A 25,405-nucleotide genomic window follows, 5' to 3' on the forward strand; every position below is an offset into this window, starting at 1 on the left:
CGGGACCGGCCTGTCCGCGCGTGGCATCGGCATGCGGTTCGGGGGCTTCGCGGCGGTGGACGATGTGTCCCTCGGCGTGCAGATGCAGCAGATCAGGGCGGTCATCGGGCCGAACGGGGCGGGGAAGAGCACGCTGTTCTCCTGCCTGGCGGGAACATTGGTGCCTACGGCAGGCCGGATCCATCTCGACGACACCGACATCACGACATTGCCGGTCGCCGGCCGAGCCCGGTTGGGGCTCGTGAAGTCATTCCAGACCACGACGGTCTTTCCGCGCATGACGGTCGGAGAGAATGTCGCGGCCGCGGCGATCGCCGTCGTAGGCTGGAGCTTGGCCGACATTGTGCGCCTGCCGGGCAGCCGCTCCGATGTTGCGCAGCGCGTCACCGAAACGCTCGTCGAAGTGAACCTGATCGACAGGCAGGACGTGGCGGCCGAACAGCTCTCCCATGGTCAGCAGAGACGGCTCGAGCTCGGCATTGCGCTCGCCTCGGGCGCGAAGTTTCTCCTTCTGGACGAGCCGACGGCGGGCATGGGGATCGACGACATCAAGGACTTCAAGGCGTTGATCCTCAGGCTGCGCGAGCGCTGCGGCATACTCCTCGTCGAGCATAACATGGACGTGGTGCTTGGCTTGAGCGACCGCATCACGGTGATGGCGCAAGGGAGAATGATTTTCGAGGGAACGCCGGACGAGGTCCGGCGCGATCCTGACGTCAGGAACGCCTATCTCGGGCGACAACATTCATGCTGACTGTTCGGCATCTCGACGCGCATTACGGCAAGAGCCGTGCCCTCTCGGATATCTCCCTGGATTTGGCCGAGGGTGAAATCGTTGGGCTGCTCGGCAGGAATGGCGCGGGAAAAACCACGCTGCTGCGATCCCTGGTCGGCCTGGTCCAGCGGCAGGTCGGATCTCTGACGCTCGATGGCGTCGACATTTCGGGATGGTCCGTCGACCGGCTGTCCCGCGCGGGGATCGTCCTGGTGCCGGACTATCGCGGCGTGATCGGGGCGCTGACGGTCGAGCAGAACCTGCAGATTGCGGAACGCCGGGGCTCCTCGTTCAGCCTTCACGATGCCTATGTGCTCTTTCCCCGATTGAAGCAGCGCAGGGCAAGTTCGGGTGCGGCCCTCTCGGGCGGAGAGCAGCAGATGCTTGCGATTGCGCGCGGCATGATGTGCGGGCCGCGTGTTCTTCTCCTCGACGAGCCGACGGAAGGGCTGGCGCCGGTCATCATCCAGGAAATCGTGGATGCGTTGACGAAGCTGCAGATGGAAGGGCATCGGCTCTCGATCGTGATCGTGGATCAGAATATCGATGTGTGCCTGAACCTCGCCGGCCGCCAGTATATCCTGGAACTCGGCCGCATCGTCTATGAGGGCACATCGGCAGAGCTGGCGGCCGATCACGACATCCAGCAGCGCTTTCTGGGTGTCGACCACGGCTCGGGGCATTGAACGGTGCTTCCCCCTGCGGATCGCCGGAGCCAAGCCGTTGCGTCGCGCCCGAGTGAGGCGCCGATTCTGCGGTCCTGATGGCCGGACACGGTTGATAACGAGCGATCTGTTGCTAGATTGAGCCGTTTCAACGGGTTTGGGCACGACGATTCGATGTCTAGGGGTGACAGCAAGGCGGTCTTGGACAATCCGATCCGCGCCGTCGAGCGGGAAACGCTGAATGATCGCGTATACCGCGAACTCCGCACGATGATCATGTCGGGTGGCTTCGTTCCCGGCTCGGAAATGAAGCTGCGCGCGCTGGCGCAGGGCCTTCAGGTCAGCCTCATGCCCGTTCGCGATGCCATCGGCAGGCTGGTGGTCGAACGCGCCCTCAAGATGCTGCCCAATCACCGCGTCATCGTCCCCGAAATTACGATCGACGAGTTTCTCGAGATCCGCAGGGTGCGCATCCTGCTGGAGGGAGAGGCCGCGGCGCTGGCCTGCCAGCACATCAACGCGGACGGCATCTCCTCCCTCAAGCGCATTCACGAGAAAATCAAATCGCTCGCCTCGAACAAGCAGCGACAGTTCTGGACCCTGAACCAGGAGTTCCACTTCACCATTTACGAAGCAGCGAAGAGCCCCTTGCTGATTTCGATGATCGAGTCGCTGTGGCTGCAGATCGGCCCGGTGTTCAATCACATTCCGATCAATCTGACCTCGGAAGGCGCGCGTGGCCATCAGCGGATTATCGCTGCGCTCGCCGCTGGGGATGCCAAGGTCGCGCGTGCGGCCCTCACCGAGGATCTGACGAAGGGTGGCGACCGCATCATCGCGACCCTGATCCGCGACAAGCAGCCGGCCAAGTAGCCAACGCCTGCGGACGTGCGGCCTCGGGCCCGTCCGTGGCCCAAAACGCAATCTCAGGACGAAATCGGGCTTCCGCGACCGCGGAGGGTGCTTGTCGTGGTAAATATGATTTGTTATCACAAATCACAAATGGCGCCGACCAACGGATCGCCTTCGGGAGGACGAGGAACTCGATGAGGCTGCTGAAAGTATTGTTCGCGGGCGCATTGCTGGGGGCGGCGACATGCGCCCGCGCGGACGACGCACCGATCAAGATCGGCGTGATGAACGACATGTCGTCGGTCTATGCGGTCGCGGGCGGCCGCGAGACGGTCGAAGCAGTGCGAATGGCCATCGAGGATGCCGGCCCCGTGCTGGGCAAGAAGGCAGAGCTGGTTTTTGCCGATCACCAGAACAAGCCGGATGTCGGCTCCGCCATCGCGCGGCGCTGGTACGACGTCGAAGGCGTCGATGCCGTGGTCGATGTTCCCAATTCTGCCGTGGCCTTCGCGGTGCAGTCTCTCGCCAAGGAAAAGAAGAAGATCTCCCTCTTCATCGGCGCGTTGAGCTCCGACGTGACCGGTCCGAAATGCGACGTCTACACGACGCAATGGGCGGTCGACACCTACTCGCTGGCGCACGTCATGGGCACGGCCGTCATCAAGCGCGGTGGGGATCGATGGTTCTTCCTGGGCGCCGACTACGTGTTCGGCCGTGCCCTCGTGCGGGACACCGGCGCCGTGGTCGAAGCCAATGGCGGCAAGGTTCTGGGCGCGGTCTACGCTCCGCTGAACACATCCGATTTCTCATCCTTCCTGCTGCAGGCTCAGCCGACCAATCCGAACGTGATCGCCCTGGCGAACTCGTCGGACGACACCGTCAATTCGATCAAGCAGGCCGTCGAGTTCGGCTTGACGTCGAAGGGGGCGACGTTCGCGGCCTACGTGCTGTTTCTCGAACACGTCCAGAGCATCACCTTGAAGGCGGCGCACGGGCTCCTCCTGGCGAATCCGTTTTACTGGGATTTGAACGACGAGACGCGCGCCTGGTCCAAGCGGTTCGAGGAGAAGATCGGGCATCCGCCCGATTGGGATCCGGCGATGTCGTACAGCGCCGTATTTCATTATCTGAAGGCGGTGAATGCTGCCGGCACCCGTGATGCCGACGCCGTTGCGGCCAAGATGCGCGAGCTGCCGATCAACGACTTCACCACCAAGGACGGGAAAGTGCGTATCGACGGACGCGTGCTGCGCAACCTCTATCTGCTGCAGGTCAAGAAGCCAGAGGAATCCAAGGGCAAATGGGACCTCTACAACGTCGTCGCCACGGTGCCAGGCGATCAGGCGTTCCGCCCGCTCGAAGAGGGTGGCTGCCCGCTGGTGAAGGCCGGTTCGGCAAAGCCCTAGCGCCGCATCCCGTGCTCCATCTTCGAGACCTCGGCTGCCGGCCGACCATGACAACAACTGGAACGAAGCAATGACGATGATGAGTGGCGGCCAGGCCGTCGTGGACGTTCTCAAGGCCGAAGGCGTCAAGTTCGTCTTCGGAATGCCGGGTGGCCATACGATCGGCATCTACGACGCGCTCTACGGCCAGCAGCAGATCTCCCATATCCTGGTGCGTCACGAGCAGCATGCCGCCAGCATGGCCGCCGGCTATGCCCAACTCACCGGCCAGCCGGGCGTGTGTTGCGTGACGGCCGGGCCGGGCGCGACCAATCTCGTCACCAGCGTCGCCGAAGCCTATGTCGGCGCGCTTCCCATGGTCATCATCGCAGGTCGCGGCGCCACCAGGAATGCGCATCGCGGGGCGAGCCAGGAAATCGATCAGGTCAGGATCTTCGCTGCCATCACCAAATGGGGCATTCGCGTCGATCGTCCCGATCTGATCGTCGAGAGCCTTCGGCAGGCCTTCACCATCGCGCGATCCGGCAAGCCCGGACCCGTCCTGATCGATATTCCGCAGGATGTGCTCGCCCAGCAGGTCGATCTCGGAGACTATCGGCCGGTCGGAAAACCCGCCGCTGTCCGGGGTGACAGCGAGCGCATCAAGGCTGCTGCCGCGGCCCTTCTCGCGGCGAAGCGGCCATTGATCCTTGCGGGCGGCGGCGCCGTCGCGGCGGATGCTTCGGCCGAGGTGCGCCGGCTTGCCGAGGCGCTCGGAAGCCCCGTGCTCACCACTCTGGCGGGACGCGGCATTCTGCCGGACGATCACGAACTGGTGGCCGGCGGCATAGGCCACCACCGCCAGGACGTGACGAAGTTCCTGCTGCCGAATGCGGATGTCGTGATCGGCATCGGTGCGCGTTTCGAGCAACAGGAGACCAACTGGAAGCCGGATTATCTTCCGGCGCCGACGGCGACCTACATCCAGATCGACATCGATCCCAACGAGATCGGCCGTTCGGTGGTCGCAGGGATCGGCATTACCGGCGATGCGCGTCTCGTCCTTCGCGATTTGAACGCGGAGATCGAAGGCCAGTCCAACGGGCAACGAGCCGCGTCGAAGGAATGGCTCGACGAACTCGCACGCCGGCGTGCTCAACTGGAAGCCGAGCGCGAAGCCATGGCGAACTCGGATGCCAAGCCGATTCATCCGGTTCGCATTTTCGATCGCATTCGCCGGGTATTCCCGCGCAACACCACCGTGGCGATCGATGTCGGTGTGCTGGCCCAGGGCATGGGCGGCGCCTATCCCTATTTCAAGATCTACGAGCCGCGCGCCACGATCGTGCCGTCGAGCTTCTACGGCATGGGCTTCTCGGCCTCGGCCTTCCCGGTTGCCAAGCTGGTCTATCCCGATCGGCCCGCGGTCTGCTTCGTCGGCGACGGTTCATTCCAGATGGTGATGAACATCCTCCCGGTTGCGGCCGAACTCAAGCTCGGCGTGACCTGGTGCATCTTCAACGACCACGCCCTCGGCTCGATCCGCGACATTCAGGTGCAGGCCTTCAACGAGCGCTTCATCGCCACGGACTTCGTGCTGGACCTCGACTACGCCGGCCTCGCCGTAGCTTCCGGCTGCCACGGTGAGCGCGTGTCGGATCCGCAGCAGATCGAAGCTGCGCTGGAACGGGCGGTCGCTGCCAATGCCGCAGGCAAGCCCGCCGTCATCGATTTCGTGGTCGCCAAGGAGCGGCTGAAGGGCAGCATGGAGTTCTTTGCGCGATGAAACAGCTCACCTTTGGCCAGCCCGTCGGCGGCATCGTTCAGGCCGCCTATACGGTCGACGACATCGAGAGTGCGATGAAGCGTTATGTCGATGCGCTCGGGATCGGGCCGTGGTTCGTCAGCGGGCCGTTCGTCCCGGCGAAAGGCTTCTATCGTGGCGAGCCGACGGACATGAGCCTCACGCTCGCCGTCGCTTTCACCGGCCACATGATGATCGAGCTGATCGAGCAGCATGATTCCAAGCCGTCGGTCTATCAGGAGACTATCAAGGTCAAGGGACACGGCTTCCATCATTGGGCGATCTGCTCCAAGGATTTTGACGCCGACGTCGCCCGCTACGAGGCCGCCGGTTATCCGGTCGTGTTCTCGGACGTGTCGCCGCGGGGCGTGCGCATCGTCTATGTCGACACCAGTCGCGACCTGCCGGGCATGCTCGAGATCATCGAGACGACCGACGCGCTTGAGAGCATCTACCACAGCTACTTCGCCGCGGCACAGGATTGGGACGGCAAGGATCCGATCCGGCGCTGGTCGTTGAAGACGGGGGTGACGACGTGAAGACGCAGGAGCTCTTCGACGTCGCCGGCCTGTCGGTCGTCATCACCGGCGGCGCCAAGGGCCTCGGGCGCGCGTTCGCCGAGGCCATGCTCGACAATGGCGCGAAGGTCGCGTTGCTGGATCGTGATGCCGCCATCCTCGACGCAACGGTGTCCGAGCTGAGCCCGCGCGGCGAAGTCGCGGGCATCGCGGTCGACGTCACCGATCGCAAGGCGGTGAAGTCGGCGGTCGATCAGGTCGTCGCGCGAACCGGACGCCTCGACGTCGTGTTCGCGAATGCTGGGATCGACGCCGGACCCGGGTTCCTCTCGATCTCCGGCGAGCGCGATCCGGAAGGCGCGATTGAATCCATTCCCGATGGGCTTTGGGACAAGGTCATCGACACCAATCTGACATCCGTGTTCGCGACCCTTCGCGCCTCCGTGCCGCACATGAAGCGCCAGAGGAGCGGGCGCATCATCCTGACGGCTTCGATTGCGGGCGTGCGTCCCGGCGCCATCGTCGGCATGCCCTACCAGATCTCGAAGGCGGGCGTTGCGCATCTCGCCAAGCAGTCAGCGCTTGAGCTTGCGAAGTACAACATCCTCGTCAACGCCATCCTGCCCGGTCCATTCCTGACCCAGCTGACGACACCCGATCTCAAGAAGCGGTTCGAGGCCGGAAGTCCGATCCACAGGGTCGGACAGCCGGAGGAGATCCAGGGACTCGCCCTGTTCCTCGCTTCGCCGGCGTCCAGCTACATCACGGGCACCCACATCGTCATCGACGGCGGCGCGTTGCTCGGTCGTGCCGACTAGCAAGCCGGCCGTGCTGACAGACAGGAATTTATGATGAAGGCAGCAGAGCTGTTCGATCTTTCTGACCGGGTCGTCGTCGTCACCGGCGCGGCCTCGGGGCTCGGCCTTGCGATCTCCGAGGTGGTTGCGGCGAACGGAGCCCGTGTCGTCATGCTCGACATCGACGAGGCGGCGCTCGGCAAGGCCGCGGCGACGATCGCGCGCGCGGGTGCGCCGGCGGACGTTTTCGTGGCCGACGTGGGGGAGCCCGGAAAGGTCAAGGCGATCATCGATGCCTGTGTCGGAAAATATGGCCGGCTGGATTGCGTGTTCGCCAACGCAGGTGCCAGCGGCGGTCCGGGGTACGGCAAGCCCGAAGGCGCGGCCGAAGCCGCGTCGATGGAGCTTTGGGAAAGCTGCCTGCGCGTCAACCTGGACGGCGCGTTCCTGACCATTCGGGCCGCGGCCAAACACATGAAGGCGCAGCGGCAGGGATCGATCGTGGTGACGTCATCGGTCGCCGCCCTGCGCGCCTCCGCTCTGCCGAGCTATGCGTATCATGCCGCCAAGGCCGGCATTGCGCAGGTCGTTCGCGTCGCTGCACTCGAACTGGGACCGCACAATGTGCGCGTCAACGGCATCGCGCCCGGACCGTTCAAAACCAACATCGGCAACGGTCGCATGCACACCGCGGAAGGCGCGGCGATGTTCGCCGCGACCGTTCCGCTCGGGCGACTGGCGGAGCTCGACGAGATCAAGGGACTAGCCCTGCTGCTGGCCTCGCCGGCCTCGAGCTACATGACGGGTGCCATCATTCCGATCGACGGGGGAACGCAGGCCTGAAGCGGCCGCGCAATCGAAACAACAAAAGGGAGGACATCATGACGAAGACATTGAAGACAGTTGCCTGCGTGGCCGCGCTGACCGCGCTTTCCATTGCCGCCGCACGTGCGGAGGATGCATTCCGGCTGGCCGTGATCGACCCGTTGTCGGGGCCGGCGGCGACGACCGGCGAAGTCGGGCTCAAGACCTGGCAGTTCCTGGCCGGAGAGGTCAACGCGGCCGGCGGCATCAACGGCGTCAAGATCGATGTCACGGGATATGACAACAAGCTCAACGCCCAGGAGACCTCGATCCAGGCCCAGAAGGCAATCGACTCCGGCGCTCGTTTGCTGGTGCGCGCCAATGGCGGTGCACCTGGTGTCGCGCTCAACGAGTTTCTGAACAAGTTCAACGAGCGCAACCCGACCCAGCAGACGATCTATTTCGATTACGCCGGGACCGACCCGACGGCGACGAACGAAAAATGCAGCTACTGGCAGATCCGCTGGGCCTCCAACACCGACATGAAGGTGCTGGCGCTGTCGAAATTCCTCAAGGAGCAGAAGGACCTCAAGAAGGTCTATCTGTTCAACGGCGATTATTCGACCGGTCAGGGCATCCAGAAGGGAATGCGCGCCAACCTCGCCTCGATGCGGCCTGATGTCTCCATCGTCGGCGATGAACTCGTGCCTCTGATGAAGATCAACGATTTCGCGCCCTACGTCGAGAAGATCAAGGCATCGGGTGCCGATGCCGTGGTGACCGGAGAGTGGGGTCAGGATCTGGCGCTTCTGCTCAAGGCGGGAGGCGAAGCGGGCCTCAAGGTCAAATGGTACACGTTCTTCGCCCAGGGCATCGGCAGTCCGACCGCGGTCCGTCAGAGCGGCCTTCCGGCCCATTCCGTCTACCAGATCTACGAGGCGCACGCGAACGTCCCGTTCCCTGCCTATCAGGAGGAAGAAAAGCGCTTCCGTGGCGTGGTCGGCTCGGGGCAGACCATGATGTATCCGGCCTCCGTCAACGCGATGGATGTGTTCACCTCGGTCGCCAGGGAATTGAAGACGCTCGATGTGACGAAGATCATCGCCAAGATGGAGGGCATGAAGTTCAAGCCGCGCTCGGGCGCCGAGGCCTGGATCCGGGCGGAGGACCATCAGGTGTTCCAGCCTCTCTACGTCGCGACACTGGGCCCGATCGAGAAGGGCGAGGGGTTCGACGAGGAAAACACCGGCTGGGGCTGGCGCCATATCGGCGAGATCAAGGCGGAAGAGACCGTCGTCCCGACGACGTGTCAGATGAAGCGCCCGCAGTGATCGGCCCGGGCGACCGCCCCGATATCCCGACAAGCCTCGGAGAAGCGAGCCTGTGCTCCAACTGATTACCTTTTCTGTCCTCAACGGCCTGCTTTACGGCATGTTGCTGTTTCTGCTGGCCAGCGGTCTGACGTTGATATTCAGCATGATGGGCGTGCTGAATATCGCGCATGCGAGCTTCTACATGCTGGGGGCCTATTTCGGCTTCCAGATCAGCCGCAGTCTTGGATTCTGGCCCGCCCTGTTCATTGCGCCGCTTGCCGTCGGTGTGATCGGCGCCCTGATCGAGCGTTACGGGTTGCGGCGGGTCCATGCCTACGGACACGTCGCCGAGCTGCTCTTCACCTTCGGTCTCGCCTTCATCATCGAGGAACTCGTCCAGATGATCTGGGGCCGGACGCCTGCCGACTATCGCATCCCGGCTGCCATGAACACGACGGCCTTCGAGCTGTTCAACACCAGTTACCCGACCTTCCGGGTCTTCATCCTCCTCGTCGCCGTGCTGGTGTTCGGACTGCTGCTGCTGTTGCTGACGAAAACACGCCTTGGCCTGATCGTCCGCGCCGCGCTGACCCAGCCGCGCATGGTCGGCATGCTCGGGCACAACGTGCCGCTGATCTTCATGTTCGTGTTCGGCCTCGGCAGTGGCCTCGCCGGGCTTGCCGGCGTGATCGCGGGTCCGGTCTTCGTGACCCAGCCTTCCATGGCAGGCGTATTTGGCCCGATCCTCTTTGTCATCATCGTCGTGGGCGGGTTGGGATCGCTGGGCGGCGCGCTCATCGCATCGCTTCTGATCGCCCTCGTGCAGACGTTCGCGGTCGCGCTCAACATCTCCATCGGGAATGTGATGGCGAAAATCGGCATCGTGCACGCGCCATGGATCCTCGACGAGTTGTGGCACGTCACCATCGCGCAGATCGCTCCGGTCGTGCCCTATTTGCTGATGGTCCTGTTGCTGATCTTCAAGCCGACCGGCCTGCTCGGGAGGAGGATGTGACGATGCTCGCCGATCTCGCCCCTCATCCCGGTTCCGGAGCGCTTGCGTCGCGTTCTTCGTCGGAGCGTCTTCAGCTCTGGGGCGGCTGGCTGGGCGCAGCCGCCGCCTGCCTGGCCCTGCCGCTCTTGCTCTCGAGCGATTCCGCCGTCGGCGTTCTCTGCATCATCGGCGTGTGGGTGGCCTTCGCCCTGTCGTACAACATCCTCCTCGGGCAGACCGGCCTGCTTTCGTTCGGGCATGCCATCTTCTTCGGGCTCGGCGGCTTCTGCGCGATCCACGTCATGAATGTGGTCGCCGACGCGAAGCTGCCGATCCCGCTCCCGCTCATTCCCCTGGTGGGTGGCCTCGGCGGGCTCGTCTTCGGAGTCCTGTTCGGCTCGCTGGCAAGCAAGCGCGGCGGCACCATCTTTGCCATGATCTCGTTCGGTCTCGGCGAGTTGGTCTCCTCGATCGCACCCATCCTCAATCGCTTCTTCGGAGGCGAGACCGGGATCACGACCGACCGGTCGACCCTCTATCCGCTCTGGGGGATCACCTTCGGCCCGCAGATCCAGGTCTATTATCTGATCGTCGCGTGGTGCTTCATCACCGCCGGCGCGATCTTCTTCATCGCGCGGACGCCATTCGGGCAGATCATGCGCGCGGTGCGCGAGAACCCGGAACGCATCGAGTTCATCGGCTGCAGCACGCGGAAGGTGCGGTTTCTGGCGTTCTGTCTCGCCGCGTTCTTCGCCGGCGTTGCGGGCGCGCTTGCCGCCATCAACTTCGAGATCATGACGACCAGCAACGTCGGGGGCAACCAGTCCGCGATGGTCGTGCTGATGACCTATATCGGCGGGACCGGTTACTTCGTCGGGCCGATCATCGGGGCGATCCTCATCAGCCTGATGCAGCTCCTGTTGTCGGACGTCACGGCAGGCTGGCAGATGTATCTCGGCCTCATCTTCGTGATCGTCGTCATGTATGTGCCCGGCGGTGTGGCCTCGCTCTTCGATCCGCACGCGGCGAGCGCCCGTGCGCTGCGGTCGCCGCGCAGCCTGTTGCTCGTGATTCCGCTTCTGCTCGCCGTCGCCGGCGCGGTCCTGCTGGTCGAACTCGGATATCAGATCGGCCTGAAGAGCTCGGAAGGGCCGGATCGAACGATCTTCGGGGTTACCTTCAATTCGCTCTCGCTCGGGCCCTGGCTTGCTGGTGTTGCCTGTCTCGCAATTGGTCTTTTCGGCCTGCGCTATGGTTCTCTCAAGCCCGCGAGCAGGGCGGGCGCCGCGACCGCGGGAGCGCAGCATGCTTGATGTTCCAACCCAGGCCGCCTTGCGCCTCGACGACGTGTACAAGAGCTTTGGACCCACTGAAATCATTCGCGGGGTCAATCTCGATGTGAGGCGCGGTGAGCGTCACGCAATCATCGGCCCGAATGGTGCGGGAAAATCGACGCTGTTTAATCTGATCAGCGGGCGGATGATGCCGACGCGCGGGACGATCGAACTCGACGGGAAGGCGATCGAGGGGCTTCGGCCCTACGAGGTCAACGGCCTCGGCCTGTCCCGCAGTTTCCAGATCACGAACGTGTTCCCGAAGCTGACGGTGTTCGAGAACATCCGTTGCGCGGTGCTTACCGCGCAGGGGAAGGCCTTCTCGCTATGGTCGCGGTTGAAGGCGATGCGTGCGATCAACGAGCGTTGCGGCGAGGTGCTGGACAATATCGGCCTTGCCGAGCGGGCCGAGACTCTTGCGGAGTCGCTGACCTACGCGGAAATGCGTGCGCTGGAACTCGGCATCACCATCGCAGGCGATTCCGGGGTGATCCTGCTCGACGAGCCCATGGCAGGCATGAGCCACAGCGAAGGCGAGCGGGCGCTGGCCTTGATCAAGAAGGTGTCGGTGGGCCGGACGTTGCTGATGGTCGAGCATGACATGGCCATCGTCTTCGAGATCGCCGACCGGATTTCGGTGCTGGTCTACGGCAAGATCATCGCCACAGGCACGCCCCAGGAGATACGCGCCAACCCCGAGGTGCAGGAAGCCTATCTCGGCAAGGCCGTGACGCAGGAACAACACCAATGAGCGCTGCGCCGGATCTGAATACGGCCGCGTTGCTGAGCACGCGTGCCCTGCATGCCTTCTATGGCAAGAGCCACATCCTGCAGGGTGTCGACATCGACATTCACCAGGGCGAGATCGTCAGCGTGCTCGGCCGCAACGGCGGTGGCCGTTCGACGATGCTCAAGGCGATCATGGGCGATATCGACCGGCAAGGCTCGGTTCTGTTCCAGGGCCAGGAGCTGGTCGGGCTGCAGCCCTACCAGATCGCGCGCAAGGGTCTCGGCTACGTGCCCGAGAACCGCGACGTCTTCGGCGATCTTTCCGTGCGCGAGAACCTGCTGATGGGTGAAAAGCGCGGAGCCGGGAATCCCTGGACGATCCCGGAAATGTTCGAGCTGTTTCCACGCCTCGGCGAGCGCGCCGACGCGCCGGCCGGTGTCCTGTCGGGTGGCGAGCAGCAGATGCTGACGATCTGCCGCACGCTCATGGGCAATCCGGCGCTGATCATGATCGACGAGCCCACCGAGGGACTGGCGCCGATGATGGTCGAACTCGTCGGCATGCTGATCCGCAAGATCGCCGAGCGAGGCACCGCCGTGCTGCTGGTCGAGCAGAAACTGACCATCGCCCTCGACGTGAGCCGCAGGCTCTACGTGATGGGCCATGGCCGCATCGTATTCGAAGGGTCACCTGAGGACCTCAGGGCCAACAGCGCCATGCGGCGCGAATGGCTCGAGGTCTGACAGCAGGGAAGCAATGGGAGTGACGCAATGGATATTGGATTGATCGTCGACGGCGCCGCCGTCTCGGCCGAAGGCGGGGCGATGTTCGAGCGCAAGGATCCGATGACCGGCAAGGTCGCGACGCGTGCGCCGGCCGCGACCCTGGAGGATGCTAGGAAAGTGGTGGCGGCCGCGGCCAAGGCTTTCGAGACCTGGTCCGAGACCGGTCCGTCGGTGCGCCGTGCGCTGCTGCTCAAGGCCGCCGACCTGATGGAGAGCCGGACCAACGACTTCATCAAGCTGATGCTCGAGGAAACCGGCGCGACAGCGCCGTGGGCGGGCTTCAACGTCCATCTCGCCGCGGGCATCCTGCGTGAGGCCGCGGCCCTGACCACGCAGATCACCGGCGAAGTGATTCCGTCGGACAAGCCGGGCATCTGGTCGATGGCGGTCCGGCAGCCCGCGGGCGTCGTGCTCGGCATGGCGCCCTGGAATGCGCCCGTCATTCTCGGCACGCGCGCGATTGCGGCGCCGCTCGCCTGCGGCAACACGGTCATCCTGCGGTCCTCGGAGACCTGTCCGGGCACGCATCACCTGATCGGCCAGGTGCTGAACGACGCCGGTTTCCCCAAGGGAGTCGTCAACGTCCTGTCGAACGCGCCGCAGGATGCGCCGAAGATCGTGGAAGCGCTGATCGCGGATCCCGCCGTTCGGCGCATCAATTTCACCGGCTCCACCAAGGTCGGCCGCGTCATCGCCAGGCTCGCCGCCGACCATCTGAAGCCGGTGCTGCTTGAGCTCGGCGGCAAGGCGCCGCTCATCGTGCTCGACGACGCCGATCTCGATCAGGCCGTCGATGCGGCCGCCTTCGGTGCCTTCATGAACCAGGGCCAGATCTGCATGTCGACCGAACGCATCATCGTCGATGCCAAGGTCGCCGATGCGTTCGTCGAGAAGTTCGCGGCGAAGGCGTCGAAATTGCCGGCGGGCGATCCGCGCGGGCACGTCGTGCTGGGTTCGCTGGTCGATCTCGCGCCGGCGGAGCGGATGGACGAGCTGATCAAGGATGCGGTCGCAAAGGGCGCGAAGATTGTCGCCGGCGGCAAGCGCAACGGCACGGTCGTGGAGGCGACACTGCTCGATCACGTGTCGCCCGCGATGAAGATCTACAGCGAGGAGTCGTTCGGGCCGGTGAAGTCGATCATCCGGGTTGCCGGCGTCGACGAAGCGGTGCGCGTCGCGAACGACACCGAATACGGCTTGTCGGCGGCAATCTTCGGCCGCGACGTGACGCGGGCACTGACCGTCTCCAGGCGCATCCAGACCGGCATCTGCCACATCAACGGTCCGACCGTCGCCGACGAGGCGCAGATGCCGTTCGGCGGCACCAAGGCGAGCGGCTATGGCAGGTTCGGCGGCAAGGCCGTGATCAACGAGTTCACGGAACTGCGCTGGATCACGATCGAAGGCCCGCAGCACTATCCGTTCTGACGCCAGCAGGAGTTCGGGCATGTCCGTCGGCAAGGCTCTCGACAATATACGGGTGCTCGATCTCACGCGCGTGCGCGCCGGTCCTTCGGCGGTCCGGCAATTGGCGGACTGGGGCGCCGAGGTCATCAAGGTCGAACTGCCCGAGGATATCGGCACCGATGGTCCGCGTCACAGCTCCGATTTCCAGAACCTGCATCGCAACAAGCGCAGCGTGGCGCTCAACCTCAAGAGCGATGGCGGCCGAGCGATCTTCTACAAGCTCGCCGCGCGCGCCGACGTGGTGGTCGAGAACTTCCGGCCCAATGTGAAGGAACGCCTCGGCATCGACTATGAGAGCCTGCGCGCCGTCAATCCGCGTCTCGTCTATGCCAGCATTTCCGGCTACGGTCAGGATGGACCCTATGCAAGCCGTCCCGGCCTCGATCAGATCGCCCAGGGCATGGCCGGGCTGATGTCGATCACGGGATTGCCAGGGCAGGGGCCGGTTCGCGCCGGCATCGCCGTTGCCGACATGGGCGCCGGCATGTACTGCGCGAACGGCATCCTGATCGCGCTGCTCGAGCGCGAACGTTCCGGCGAGGGTCAGTGGATCCAGACCTCGCTGTTGCAGGCGCAGATCGCCTTGCTCGACTTCCAGGGCGCGCGTTGGCTGGTCGAGAAGGAGGTCGCCGGGCAAGCCGGCAACGATCATCCGACCATGGCGCCGATGGGCATGTTCCCCACGGCGGACGGGCACATCAACATCGCGCCCTTCGGCGAGGTGATGTGGCGTCGTCTGTGCGGCATCCTCGATATTCCCGAGGCGGCATCGGACGAGCGTTTCACCGACGCGAAGAAACGGATCGCGCACCGCGCCGAGCTGAACGACATCCTGTCCGAAGCAACCCGCCGGCAACCGTCAGCCGCCTGGATCGAACGGCTCAACCGCGAGGGCATTCCCTGCGGCCCGATCTACGCGATCGATCAGGTGTTCGCGGATCCGCAAGTCAGGCATCTGGCGATGACAGGCACCGTCAATCACCGGCTGCTGGGTGAGATGGAGCTGATCGGTCAGCCGATCCAGATGTCGCGCAGCAGCAGCCGGTTCGAGACCGCCGCGCCCGAACGGGGCGAGCATACCGACGAGATACTGCAAGAGCTTGGGCTGGACGCGGCTGCGATCGAGGCAGCCAGGGCGTCCGGAGCGATCTGACCGTTGAACGGGAGCGGCCGCGACAGGCCGGGAGTGAAGACATGGCACATATCGATGCGTCCGGCGTTAGGCTCTATGTCGAGGAAACCGGAAGCGGCTACCCGATCGTCTTCGTTCACGAGTTCGGATCGGACTTCCGGGAATGGGAAGCGCAGGTTCGCTACTTCTCGCGCGGCTATCGCTGCGTGACCTATAACGCGCGGGGCTATCCGCCGAGCGATGTTCCTGATGATCCCGCTCAATATGGCTGGGAATTCGCGGTGAGCGACCTCCTGGCTGTCATGGACGCGCTCAAGATCGAGCGCGCTCATGTCGTCGGGCTCAGCATGGGCGGCTATGCGGCGCTTCAGTTCGGGTTGAAGCACGGCACGCGCGCCAGCGCGATCGTCGCGGCCGGTGCGGGGTCCGGGTCGGCGCCTTCGCAGCGGGAGGCCTTTCTCAAGGAAGCACCCGCGCTCGCGCAGTCGTTCCGCGACAAGGGCATGGCGGCGATGGCGCTGGAGATGGGCCATCACCTGACGCGAATCCAGCTCAAGTACAAGGATCCCAGGGGCTGGCAGGATTTCGTCAATCATCTGGGCGACCACTCGGCCAAGGGAATGTCGACCACGATGGCCCGCTATCAGGCGCTGCGTCCCTCGCTGCACGACTTCAAGGAACAGTTCTCGCGAATGACGGTGCCGGTGCTGCTCGCCGTCGGCGACGAGGATACGCACTGCCTGGAGACGAACCTGATGCTGAAGGCGACGATTCCCGGTGCCGGCCTCTGGATCGCGCCGAACACGGGGCACGCCATCAACCTCGAGGAGCCCGCGGACTTCAACCGGGAGGTCGACGGCTTCCTGTCCCAGGTCGAGCGCGGGAGCTGGCGCAAGGGATGGCGCAATGGCTGATCGAGATCGGAAACGTCTCCCATGACCTCGCGTGAAGAGTTTCCCTGTCCGTTTGAACGATACGAGACCGATATCCTGCCGGAATGGATCGACATCAACGGGCATATGAACATGGCCTATTACGGCGTGGTGTTCGATCGCGGGAATTATGCGGCCGGCGATGCGCTCGGGCTCGGCGCCGACTATGTCGAGGGCTCGTCCCACGGGATCTTCGCCGCCGAAACCCATACCCTGTATTTCCGCGAACTCCATCTCGGGGACAGGTTGCGGGTGCGCACGCAGATCGTCTCGGCGGACACCAAGCGGCTGCATTTCGCGCACGAGATCTACCACATTGCGAGCGGGGAGCGCGCCGCGGCACAGGAAGTGATGTACCTGCACGTCAACCTCACCTCGCGCCGCGTGACGCCGTTCCTCGACAGCGTTCAGCCGCGCATCGAGGCCGCGCGCGAGATCCATGCAAGCCTGCCCATCCCCGACTGGTGCGGTCGCAGGCTCGAAGCGAAGCGATAGTCGCGGCGCGTTGTCACGGAGAATTCCGATGTCCGAAGGCAGGATCGAGGTCGCGCGGGACGGCGCGATCGGCTGGGTCACGTTCAGCAATCCCAAAAAATACAACGCCGTCAGCTTCGAGATGTGGCAATCGCTGCCGATGCTGATGGCGCGTCTGGTCGATGATCCCGAGGTGCGTGTCATCGTGTTGCGCGGCGCCGGCGAAAAGGCATTCATATCGGGCGCGGATATCTCGCAGTTCGAGAGCAGGCGCAGCGCGACGGCGGATCTGGCTGCCTATGACGATGCGGCGAAGTCGGCCAATCAGGCCATCCTGTCGTGCCCGAAGCCGACCGTGGCGATGATTCAGGGATACTGCCTCGGCGGCGGGGTGGGCGTCGCGTTGTGCTGCGACCTGCGCTACGCCGCGGTCAATGCCCGCTTCTCCGTTCCTGCGGCGAGGCTCGGCCTGGGCTATGCCTATGACGGCATCAAGCAGCTTGTTGCACTCGTCGGCCCGTCTTTCGCAAAGGAGATCTTCTTCTCCGCGCGGCAGTTCACGGCGGAGGAAGCCTGTTCGATGGGGCTGGTCAACCGCATCTTTCCGAGCGACGAGCTTTCGTCCAGCGTGACGGAGCTTGCGCTTGAAATGGCCGGCAACGCGCCGATGACGATTCATGCGGCCAAGCTCGCGGTCGATCTTGCGGTCACGGAAGTGGGTGACATCGAGACGGTCGATCGCGCGGTCGCGGCCTGCTTCGCGAGCGATGACTACAGGGAGGGCAGGCGAGCGTTCGTGGAAAAGCGCCTTCCTCGCTTCGAGGGCAAATAGCTCTCGGCTGTCGCCGGATGGAAGGTGGTATCCGTCGACAGCCCGTCTGTAGGCAATTTGACCGCGCGCTTGCCGAAACCTCCCGCCTGCACGACGGGCGCGCTGTTGCACGCGCCGTCTACCCGAGATTGACGTATCGATAGGTAGTGTTGACATAATGTCAGGACTGGCTATCGTAATGATAATGTCAATCGGGGGGTACGGCGTTGCGCGAAGCTCGGGCGTCAGCGGAGGGTGGTTTCGATATCGGTGCGTTGATCGAGCCGAAGTCGATTGCGGTCGTTGGCGTATCGCCCGCTGCTCCCAACTCCTGGGGGTACCGCACCATGCGCGTGCTCGCCGAGGGCGGCTATGGCGGCACTCTTTATGCCGTGCATCCGACCAAGGACGTTCCTGGTTTCGAGACCGTGCGTTCGCTCGGCGACAAGCCGGCGCCTGATCTGGTCGCGATCTGCGTGCGTGCCGAGCAAAGCGTCGACGTCGTTCGCCAGGCGCGCGAGATCGGCGCAAAGGCGGCCATCGTGTTCGCCTCGAATTTCGCCGAGATCGGCGAGAAGGGCGAGCAACTCCAGCGCGAGCTTGTCGAGGCCGCGGGCGACATGCCGTTCCTCGGACCGAATTGTCTCGGATTCTCCAACCGCACCGCTTCGGTGAAGATGTCTGTCGCGCCGTTCCTCAATCGCCCGCTGCTGCCGCCGGGGCCGGTCGCGCTGATCGCGCAATCCGGCGCTCTGGGTCTCGTGCTGGCGCAATGCGTGGAAGAGAGCGGGGTCGGCTATTCCCATTTCATCAGCGTCGGCAACGAATCCGTCGTTACGGCTGCCATGCTCGCGCGGCAATTGATCGAGCGCGACGATGTCGGCATCGCTTTCGTCTATCTTGAAACGCTGCGCGATCCCCAGGTGCTGGCCGAAGCGGCCGCGCGCGCGCACGCGCTCGGCAAGCGCATCATCGTCCTGAAGGCCGGCAGTTCCGACGCCGGACGGCGCGCGGCGCTGTCGCACACCGCGGCCATTGCCGGCAATGAAACGCTGTTCGAGGCGCTCACGCGCGACATGGGCATCGTTCGCATCCGCGACGACGAAGGCGTGCAGCCCGTGCTCGCGGCACTTCGGCGCGGCTGGAAAATGCCGGAGCGGCCGCGGGTCGCAATCCTCAGCAATTCCGGCGGCGCGGGCGCGCTGCTCGCCGACCGGCTGGTGGCCGAAGGCGCTCGCGTCGAGGCCTTCTCCGAGCCGCTGCGGCAGGCGATCCGCAAGACCGGCCTCGTCGAGGCGGGCGACCAGAACCCGCTCGATATCGGCGGCGGCTGGGAAGCGCTGCTGGATCGGGTCGAGCCGTGCCTCAAGGTGCTGGACGGCGCCGAGGAGGTCGATGCCGTCGTGGTGTATTACGCGTTCGGCGATATCATCGGCGAGAGGGTCGCTCCGATCGCGAGCTATTGCGGCGCGATGTCGAAGCCCGCGGTTTTCGTCTGGCAGGCCGCGCCTGCAGAGTTTTACGCGTCCGTGACCGAGCGGGACGTCCTGACGTCGACCATTGGTGGTGGTGTGCGTGCGGTCGCCGCCCAGATGACGGCGGCTTCGACCGGCAACGCCGAATGGCGGCGCCGCGATGTCGCTCCGGTTCGATTGCCCGATCTGCGTGCAGGGCAGGCGACCATCGCGGAGCGCGAGGCGGGAGCGGTGCTGCGCGAACTCGGCGTCGATGTGGTCGATGCGGTCGCCGTGGTTTCCGGACAGGCCGCGGCTGCGATCGAGAAGGTTACCGCCAAGGGATGGGCGCGCTGCGTCATCAAGGGCAATGCCGCCGACGTTCTGCATCGCAACCGCGTCGGTCTCGTCGAAGTGGGCGTGTCCGTCGACCGGCTTGGGGCGGTGATCGAGCGTTTGTCCCGTCGTCTCGACGAGGTGTCGGCCGATCCGCACCGCTGCCTGCTGATCCAGCCGATGGTTCCGTTCGAGAGCGAGATCGGAGTCGGTGGCCTGGTCGATCCGGCCTACGGTCCGGCGATCCTGATCGGACCGGGCGGCATCAACATCGAAGCAGCCCATGGTGAGCGTCACGTCCTGCTGCTGAGTGCGTCCTATGCCGCACGGGCAGCGTTCTCCGCCCGGGTCGAGAAGGCCTACGATCTTTCGCGCGGGACCGTCGCCGGGCTCGTCGACGGAATCGAGCGTCTGCTCGCGGCGCCCGAGGTCCGGGAAGTCGATATCAATCCGATGGTGCGCACGGCCCATGGTGGCCTGATCGCCCTCGATGCCCTCATCGTCGTCGAACAGCATCACGCGACGGCCGTAGCCTGAACAGAAAAGTTGATGCAATCAAGGGGAGGAAGACCAAGTGTATCGTAAGTTCGTATCGGGCGTCGCGGCCCTCGCGTTGATCGGAACCGTGTCCGCTCTCGCGCAGCAGCCGGCGTCCATCACCATCGTCAATCCCGGCGGCCCGTATCTCGAAGCCACGCTCGAAGCCTGGGGCAAGAGCTTCACGGAGAAGACCGGCATCAAGGTCAAGGGCGACTCGCCGCAGAGCCTGCCGAAGATCCAGCAGATGGTCGGTGCGAAGAACGTCACCTGGGACGTTGTCGAGGTCCCGCCGGTCTTCACCCTGCGCTACTGCGACACCCTGTTCGAAAAGCTCACGCCGGGCCTCGTCGATCCGAACCGCGTCAACGCCGGCTTCGGCAACGAATGCGGCGTGCCTGATGCCGGCTATGCCAACATCATGCTCTACAACAAGACCAAGTTTCCGAACGGCGGGCCGCAGAACTGGGCCGACTTCTTCGATTTCAAGAAGTTTCCCGGCAAGCGCGGCCTCTGGGACGGTGCGGAAGGCGTGAACCTCGAGATCGCGCTGCTCGCCGATGGCGTTGCTCCGGAGAATCTCTATCCGCTCGACCTCGATCGGGCCTTCAAGAAGCTCAGCGAACTGCGTCCGCACATCGTGTTCTGGCGCACCGGCGCCCAGTCGACCCAGATGATGGAGAGCGGCGAGGTCGACATGATCATGGCATGGTCGTCACGCGCCTATCCGGCCCTGAAGAACGGCGCGCCGTTCGAGCCGGTGTGGAACCAGCACATCATCTACAACAACGTTCTCGCGATTCCGAAGGGGGCGCCGAACAAGCAGGCCAGCGAGGCCTACATTCGTAATGCCCTCGAGGACAAGCAGCAGGCGCGCCTCACCGAGCTCTATCCGGTCACGCCTGCGCTGATCGGCGCGAACCCGAAGCTCGACGAAGCCGGCATGAAGGTGTTCGCGGGTACGCCCGAGCGCGCCAAGTCCGCGATCCGCCTCAACCTGAAATGGGTGGCGGACCATGCCGAAGAGATCCAGAAGCGCTGGGTCGAGTGGCTGAACTCCTGATGTTGGTGGGCGAGCAGCGCTGCTGCTCGCCCCTCAATCCCTGCAAGACATTCGATACGTCACGGCATAGGCGAACATGAACTCCGCGCGATCAAGGAAAGGCTCTTCCGTCGTGGCCGGCATGCAGATGCTGCCCACGGCTGTCTTTCTGTCGCTGTTCTTCGTCTGGCCCACGCTTCTCATCGTCTCGCAGAGCGTGCTCGGCGACGGCGGCTGGCTGGCGCAATATACGGCGTTCCTGTCCAGCGCGGTCTATGTCCGCATCCTGCTGCGCACGCTCGTGACGGCGGCACTCGTCAGCACGCTGTGCCTGCTCATCGCCTATCCCTATGCCTACCTGATGAGCCGGGTGCGCGGTCACATGCTCACGGTCCTGACGGGCGTGGTGCTGATCTCGTTCTTCACCAGCGTGATGGTGCGGTCGTTCGCCTGGATCGTGGTCATGCAGCGCAACGGCATCGTGGATCGCTTCGTGCAGTCGCTCGGCTTCGACTCGCTCGTTCTGCGCGGCTCGACCCTGGGCGTCACCATCGCCATGGTGCAGATCATGCTGCCGTTCATGATCTTTCCGCTCTACAGCACCATGATTGGAATCGACCGTCGCCTGCTCACCGCCAGCCAGTCGCTCGGCGCCAACGGCTGGACGACGTTCCGGAGCGTCTATTGGCCGCTGTCGCTGCCCGGCGTGGTGAGCGGCTGGGTCATCGTCTTCATCACCTCGCTCGGCTTCTACGTCATCCCCGGCCTTGTCGGCTCTCCGCAGGAACAGCTGCTCTCTCAGCTCATCTATACGCTCATCAACACGGTCCTGAACGTGCCGCTCGCATCCGCCGCCTCCATGCTGCTGTTGCTGATGGCGCTCGTGGTCGTGCTGCCGGCCATGACGCGGTTCGACGTGACCGGGGCGGTCACGGCGCGTGCGGGACAAACGGGCGGCGAAGCCGTGTCTCATGCGGCATGGCTGTATCTCTGGGCCGCCGCGGTCGGCATCGTCTTGCTGGCGCCGAGCCTCGTGGTGATTCCGCTGAGTTTTCCTGGCAATACTAGCTTCGCCTTCCCTCCGACTTCCTGGTCGACGCGGTGGTACGCGCGGTTCTTCGGCAACGAGGATTGGTACGGCTCGCTCATTGCCTCGTTGCAGGTTGCCTGCCTCACCATGGTGCTGTCGATCATCCTGTCGGTCAGCGCCGCGCTTGCCATGCGCCGGACCTCGGCCTCGCTGCGGAACCTGCTGCGCTCCTTCGTGATGGCTCCGCGCATCGTGCCGGGTATCATCATCGCGCTCGCGATCTATGGCGTATTCCTGACGTGGGGACTGAACGCCACCTATACCGGCTTCGTCATCGCCCACACAGTCCTGGCGTTGCCGTTCTCGTTCATCCCGGTCATGACCGCGCTGGAGCAGTTCGATACGAGGCTTGAACAGGCCTCCGCGAGCCTCGGCGGCGACCGCATCGTGACCCTCTTTCGGGTGGTGTTGCCCTTGATCGCGCCCGGATTGGTGACCGGCGGATTGTTCGCTTTCGTGATCTCCTTCGACGAGGTCGTGGTCTCGCTGTTCATCAGCGGGACGGACCTGCGGACCCTGCCGGTCCAGATGTACCGCTCCGTCGCCACCGATATCGACCCGACCATCGCCGCCGCATCCACCATGCTGTTGCTGCTGACGGTTCTGCTGGTGCTTGGAAGCTCCATGCTCTCGAGAAAGTTTCAACGTCCGACATGACCAACACTTCCGCCAACGGCGCCTCGCTCGTCCTGAGCAGCCTCGCAAAGACGTATGGTTCGCTGACCGTGGTCCGCGATGTGTCGCTGGACGTTGCCCCCGGCGAGTTCGTCACGTTCCTGGGACCGAGCGGTTCCGGCAAGACCACGACCCTGAATCTCATCGCGGGGTTCACCGAGGCGAGCGCGGGTCGCATCACCCTGGATGGGCGCGACCTCGGCAACGTCCCGGCGCACCAGCGCGGCATCGGCGTCGTGTTCCAGAGCTACGCGCTGTTTCCGCACATGACGGTTCGCCAGAACATCGCCTATCCGCTGGAGCAGCGCCGTCCGCGCCTCGGCCGCGAGTCGATCGAGGGGCAGGTTCGCCGCGTTCTCGAACTCGTCGAGATGGCGGGATATTCCGACCGCCGACCGGACCAATTGTCGGGCGGGCAGCAACAGCGGGTCGCCCTGGCGCGCGCCGTGGTGTTCCAGCCCAAGCTGCTGCTGCTGGACGAGCCGCTCGGCGCGCTCGACAAGCGGCTGCGCGAGAGCCTGCAACTCGAACTGCGCCGGATCCATCGTGAGCTCGGGGTGACCATCATCTTCGTGACGCACGACCAGGATGAAGCGATGACGCTGTCGGACCGCGTCGTCGTGTTCAACGAGGGACGTATCGAACAGGTCGGCGCGCCGCAGGGGCTCTACGACAGGCCGGCGACCGAGTTCGTCGCGCGTTTCCTGGGCGACTCGAACATTTTCCGCGGCACGTCCGATGGCCAACATCTCGATTGCGGCGCGCGCAAGCTGCGGCTGCCGGGTCCGGTCTCAGCGGGTCCGCTGGCAGCGATGGTGCGCCCGGAGAAAGTGCGGGTGGGCCGGAGCGGTCCCGGCGCCGGCGAGGATGGATTTGCGGCCTCGCTCACGGACGTGACCTTCTCCGGAGCGACCTGGCGGGTGGAAGCGCGCGCGGCCGACGGTCAGACGGTGTTGGCCCGCGTCGCCGATGGTTCCTCCCTTGGCATCGGCGACACCGTGAATTTCGTCTGGTCGCTGGCTGACGTCCGCGTCGTTTCGAGCGGGGCTGCGCCATGAACGTCCCCCGGCTTCAGGAGATCAGGCAGCTTGCGGCGGGCGAACCGCTCGCCGATCGCGCCGGGCATCTGGCCCGGCTCGCCGATCGCACCCTGGACGTCCTGGTGATCGGCGGCGGTGCGACCGGCGCCGGCGTCGCGCTGGATGCGGTGACGCGCGGATTTTCGGTGGGACTGATCGAGAAGGCCGATTTCGCTTCGGGCACCTCGTCGCGCTCGTCGAAGATGATCCATGGCGGCTTTCGCTATCTGCAGACCGGCGACGTCGCCCTGGTCCGCGAATCCCTGCGCGAGCGGACACTGCTGCAGTCGAACGCGCCGCATCTGGTGTCGATCCTGCCATTCATGATTCCGCTCTTCCTCAAGGGCGGCCTGATCAATCCGAAAGTGTCGCGCGCGCTCGGCGCCGCGCTGTGGAGCTATCAGTTCGCGGGATCGTGGCGGATCGGCCGCCGTCACCGCCGGCTCAAGGCGCCGGAAGTGCTGGCGCATATGCCGGCCCTCGATCCCGCCAAGGTCGGCGAAGGCTATCTGTTTCACGATCTGCGCACGGACGATGCGCGGTTGACGCTCGCCGTCGCGGCGACCGCGGCGTCGCACGGCGCGGCCGTGGTCAATCACGCCGAATGCGTCGGCATTTCCGAGCCGGCGGGCGGATTGCGCCGCGTCTCCGTGAGGACGCGTGAAGGCGAATTCGACATTGCGGCGCGAATGGTGGTGAACGCCACCGGCATCTGGGCGGGCAATCTCCTGGAACGCGCCAATCTCAAGCCGGCGCAGGGCCTCGTCGCGGCGAAGGGCACCCATCTCGTGTTTCCGCGACGCCTGTTCGGAAACGACGTTGCCGTCAGCCTTCCGACCTCCGATAGGCGCACGATGTCCGTCGTCGATGCCGGCGAGTTCAGCTATGTCGGATCGACCGATACGGCCGCGGACTGCGCCATCGACGCGCCGGGCATCACCGAACGGGATGTCGAGTACGTTCTGGCCGGCATCAACCGCAACATCCGCGTGCCCGTCACGCTGGCGGACGTCACGGGCGGCTGGAGCGGCTTCCGGCCGCTGCTCGCCGACCAGAGCAAGGCCCGGACGGCCGACCTCTCGCGCAAGCATCGCATCACGATGGACGCGGAAGGCTTCGTGTCCGTGACCGGCGGAAAGCTGACCACCTACCGTGCGATGGCCGAAGAGGCTGTCGACGTGGTCGCGCGAGCCCTGAACCACGAACGTCCATGCCGCACGCGCAAGCTGCGCCTTCATGGCGCGAGCGCTGACTTCAAGTTTTCCGCGCCCGTCGAAGGATTGAACCGGTACGGCGTCCAGGCTGCGAAGGTGCAGGCGCTCGCGGCACGAGATCAAGCGTTGTCGGCGACAATCGCCGGACAATCGGACAGCCTGATCGCCGAGGCGGTCTGGGGGCTTCACGCCGAGATGGCGGGAAGTCTGGAAGATGTGCTGATGCGGCGCACGCGGGTCGGCCTGTTCGACGGACGCGCCGTCCTCGGCAATCTCGATTCGATCGCCGGCCGGATCATGGACTGGACGGATTGGTCCGATGAACGACGACACCGCGAGATAGCGAATGTGCGCGGCACCCTCCGCCGCGAGCTTGGCCCATTGGCGGCCGCCTGAATTGAAAAGG

23 protein-coding genes are annotated in these 25,405 nt (G+C 64.6%); all 23 read left to right on the forward strand.

Features of this window, described 5'->3' with window-relative positions:
- The first annotated feature begins 31 nt into the window (after positions 1 to 31).
- On the forward strand, positions 32 to 754 hold the full coding sequence (locus tag QM712_RS04975) for an ABC transporter ATP-binding protein (protein WP_415021928.1): 723 nt from the start codon (positions 32 to 34) through the stop codon (positions 752 to 754).
- The gene (locus tag QM712_RS04980) at positions 748 to 1,461 is read left to right on the forward strand and encodes an ABC transporter ATP-binding protein (RefSeq protein WP_415021929.1); all 714 of its coding nucleotides are present in this window, start codon (positions 748 to 750) and stop codon (positions 1,459 to 1,461) included. The genes QM712_RS04975 and QM712_RS04980 overlap by 7 nt, the downstream gene beginning before the upstream one ends.
- 153 nt (positions 1,462 to 1,614) lie before the next feature.
- On the forward strand, positions 1,615 to 2,313 hold the full coding sequence (locus tag QM712_RS04985; protein WP_415021930.1) for a GntR family transcriptional regulator: 699 nt from the start codon (positions 1,615 to 1,617) through the stop codon (positions 2,311 to 2,313).
- A gap of 173 nt (positions 2,314 to 2,486) precedes the next feature.
- Entirely contained in the window at positions 2,487 to 3,698 is a 1,212-nt protein-coding gene (locus tag QM712_RS04990; RefSeq protein ID WP_415021931.1) for an ABC transporter substrate-binding protein, read from the forward strand.
- A gap of 70 nt (positions 3,699 to 3,768) precedes the next feature.
- The gene (locus tag QM712_RS04995; RefSeq protein ID WP_415021932.1) at positions 3,769 to 5,463 is read left to right on the forward strand and encodes a thiamine pyrophosphate-binding protein; all 1,695 of its coding nucleotides are present in this window, start codon (positions 3,769 to 3,771) and stop codon (positions 5,461 to 5,463) included.
- Positions 5,460 to 6,020 carry a VOC family protein gene (locus QM712_RS05000; RefSeq protein WP_415021933.1) on the forward strand — a complete coding sequence of 187 codons (561 nt, stop codon included), beginning with the start codon at positions 5,460 to 5,462 and terminating at the stop codon, positions 6,018 to 6,020. The genes QM712_RS04995 and QM712_RS05000 overlap by 4 nt, the downstream gene beginning before the upstream one ends.
- Positions 6,017 to 6,817 carry an SDR family NAD(P)-dependent oxidoreductase gene (locus tag QM712_RS05005; protein WP_415021934.1) on the forward strand — a complete coding sequence of 267 codons (801 nt, stop codon included), beginning with the start codon at positions 6,017 to 6,019 and terminating at the stop codon, positions 6,815 to 6,817. The genes QM712_RS05000 and QM712_RS05005 overlap by 4 nt, the downstream gene beginning before the upstream one ends.
- 33 nt (positions 6,818 to 6,850) lie before the next feature.
- Entirely contained in the window at positions 6,851 to 7,639 is a 789-nt protein-coding gene (locus QM712_RS05010) for an SDR family NAD(P)-dependent oxidoreductase (RefSeq protein ID WP_415021935.1), read from the forward strand.
- Between the two features lie 38 nt (positions 7,640 to 7,677).
- The gene (locus QM712_RS05015; RefSeq protein WP_415021936.1) at positions 7,678 to 8,931 is read left to right on the forward strand and encodes an ABC transporter substrate-binding protein; all 1,254 of its coding nucleotides are present in this window, start codon (positions 7,678 to 7,680) and stop codon (positions 8,929 to 8,931) included.
- Positions 8,932 to 8,983: 52 nt separating this feature from the next.
- Positions 8,984 to 9,928, forward strand: a complete 945-nt coding sequence (locus tag QM712_RS05020; RefSeq protein WP_415021937.1) for a branched-chain amino acid ABC transporter permease — start codon at positions 8,984 to 8,986, stop codon at positions 9,926 to 9,928.
- A gap of 2 nt (positions 9,929 to 9,930) precedes the next feature.
- On the forward strand, positions 9,931 to 11,220 hold the full coding sequence (locus QM712_RS05025; protein ID WP_415022052.1) for a branched-chain amino acid ABC transporter permease: 1,290 nt from the start codon (positions 9,931 to 9,933) through the stop codon (positions 11,218 to 11,220).
- A complete protein-coding gene (locus QM712_RS05030) occupies positions 11,213 to 11,992 on the forward strand; it encodes an ABC transporter ATP-binding protein (RefSeq protein WP_415021938.1) in 780 nt (259 codons plus the stop codon). Before QM712_RS05025 ends, QM712_RS05030 begins: the two co-directional genes overlap by 8 nt.
- A gap of 29 nt (positions 11,993 to 12,021) precedes the next feature.
- Complete coding sequence (locus QM712_RS05035) at positions 12,022 to 12,714, forward strand: ABC transporter ATP-binding protein (RefSeq protein WP_415022053.1); 693 nt, start codon at positions 12,022 to 12,024, stop codon at positions 12,712 to 12,714.
- Positions 12,715 to 12,741: 27 nt separating this feature from the next.
- Entirely contained in the window at positions 12,742 to 14,184 is a 1,443-nt protein-coding gene (locus QM712_RS05040; RefSeq protein WP_415021939.1) for an aldehyde dehydrogenase, read from the forward strand.
- Between the two features lie 19 nt (positions 14,185 to 14,203).
- Complete coding sequence (locus QM712_RS05045; RefSeq protein WP_415021940.1) at positions 14,204 to 15,376, forward strand: CaiB/BaiF CoA transferase family protein; 1,173 nt, start codon at positions 14,204 to 14,206, stop codon at positions 15,374 to 15,376.
- Positions 15,377 to 15,417: 41 nt separating this feature from the next.
- Entirely contained in the window at positions 15,418 to 16,269 is an 852-nt protein-coding gene (locus QM712_RS05050; RefSeq protein ID WP_415021941.1) for an alpha/beta fold hydrolase, read from the forward strand.
- Positions 16,270 to 16,290: 21 nt separating this feature from the next.
- The gene (locus QM712_RS05055; protein WP_415021942.1) at positions 16,291 to 16,782 is read left to right on the forward strand and encodes a thioesterase family protein; all 492 of its coding nucleotides are present in this window, start codon (positions 16,291 to 16,293) and stop codon (positions 16,780 to 16,782) included.
- Positions 16,783 to 16,810: 28 nt separating this feature from the next.
- The gene (locus QM712_RS05060; protein WP_415021943.1) at positions 16,811 to 17,593 is read left to right on the forward strand and encodes an enoyl-CoA hydratase; all 783 of its coding nucleotides are present in this window, start codon (positions 16,811 to 16,813) and stop codon (positions 17,591 to 17,593) included.
- A gap of 206 nt (positions 17,594 to 17,799) precedes the next feature.
- On the forward strand, positions 17,800 to 19,899 hold the full coding sequence (locus QM712_RS05065) for an acetate--CoA ligase family protein (protein WP_415021944.1): 2,100 nt from the start codon (positions 17,800 to 17,802) through the stop codon (positions 19,897 to 19,899).
- A 37-nt stretch (positions 19,900 to 19,936) separates the two neighbouring features.
- On the forward strand, positions 19,937 to 20,962 hold the full coding sequence (locus tag QM712_RS05070; RefSeq protein ID WP_415021945.1) for an ABC transporter substrate-binding protein: 1,026 nt from the start codon (positions 19,937 to 19,939) through the stop codon (positions 20,960 to 20,962).
- 121 nt (positions 20,963 to 21,083) lie between these two features.
- Positions 21,084 to 22,688, forward strand: a complete 1,605-nt coding sequence (locus QM712_RS05075; RefSeq protein WP_415021946.1) for an ABC transporter permease subunit — start codon at positions 21,084 to 21,086, stop codon at positions 22,686 to 22,688.
- A complete protein-coding gene (locus tag QM712_RS05080) occupies positions 22,685 to 23,764 on the forward strand; it encodes an ABC transporter ATP-binding protein (RefSeq protein WP_415021947.1) in 1,080 nt (359 codons plus the stop codon). Before QM712_RS05075 ends, QM712_RS05080 begins: the two co-directional genes overlap by 4 nt.
- Positions 23,761 to 25,395, forward strand: coding sequence for a glycerol-3-phosphate dehydrogenase/oxidase (locus tag QM712_RS05085; RefSeq protein WP_415021948.1), 1,635 nt, complete (start codon positions 23,761 to 23,763; stop codon positions 25,393 to 25,395). Before QM712_RS05080 ends, QM712_RS05085 begins: the two co-directional genes overlap by 4 nt.
- Positions 25,396 to 25,405 lie beyond the last annotated feature (10 nt).

This window comes from Bradyrhizobium sp., from assembly GCF_047605465.1.
GTDB lineage: Bacteria > Pseudomonadota > Alphaproteobacteria > Rhizobiales > Xanthobacteraceae > Bradyrhizobium.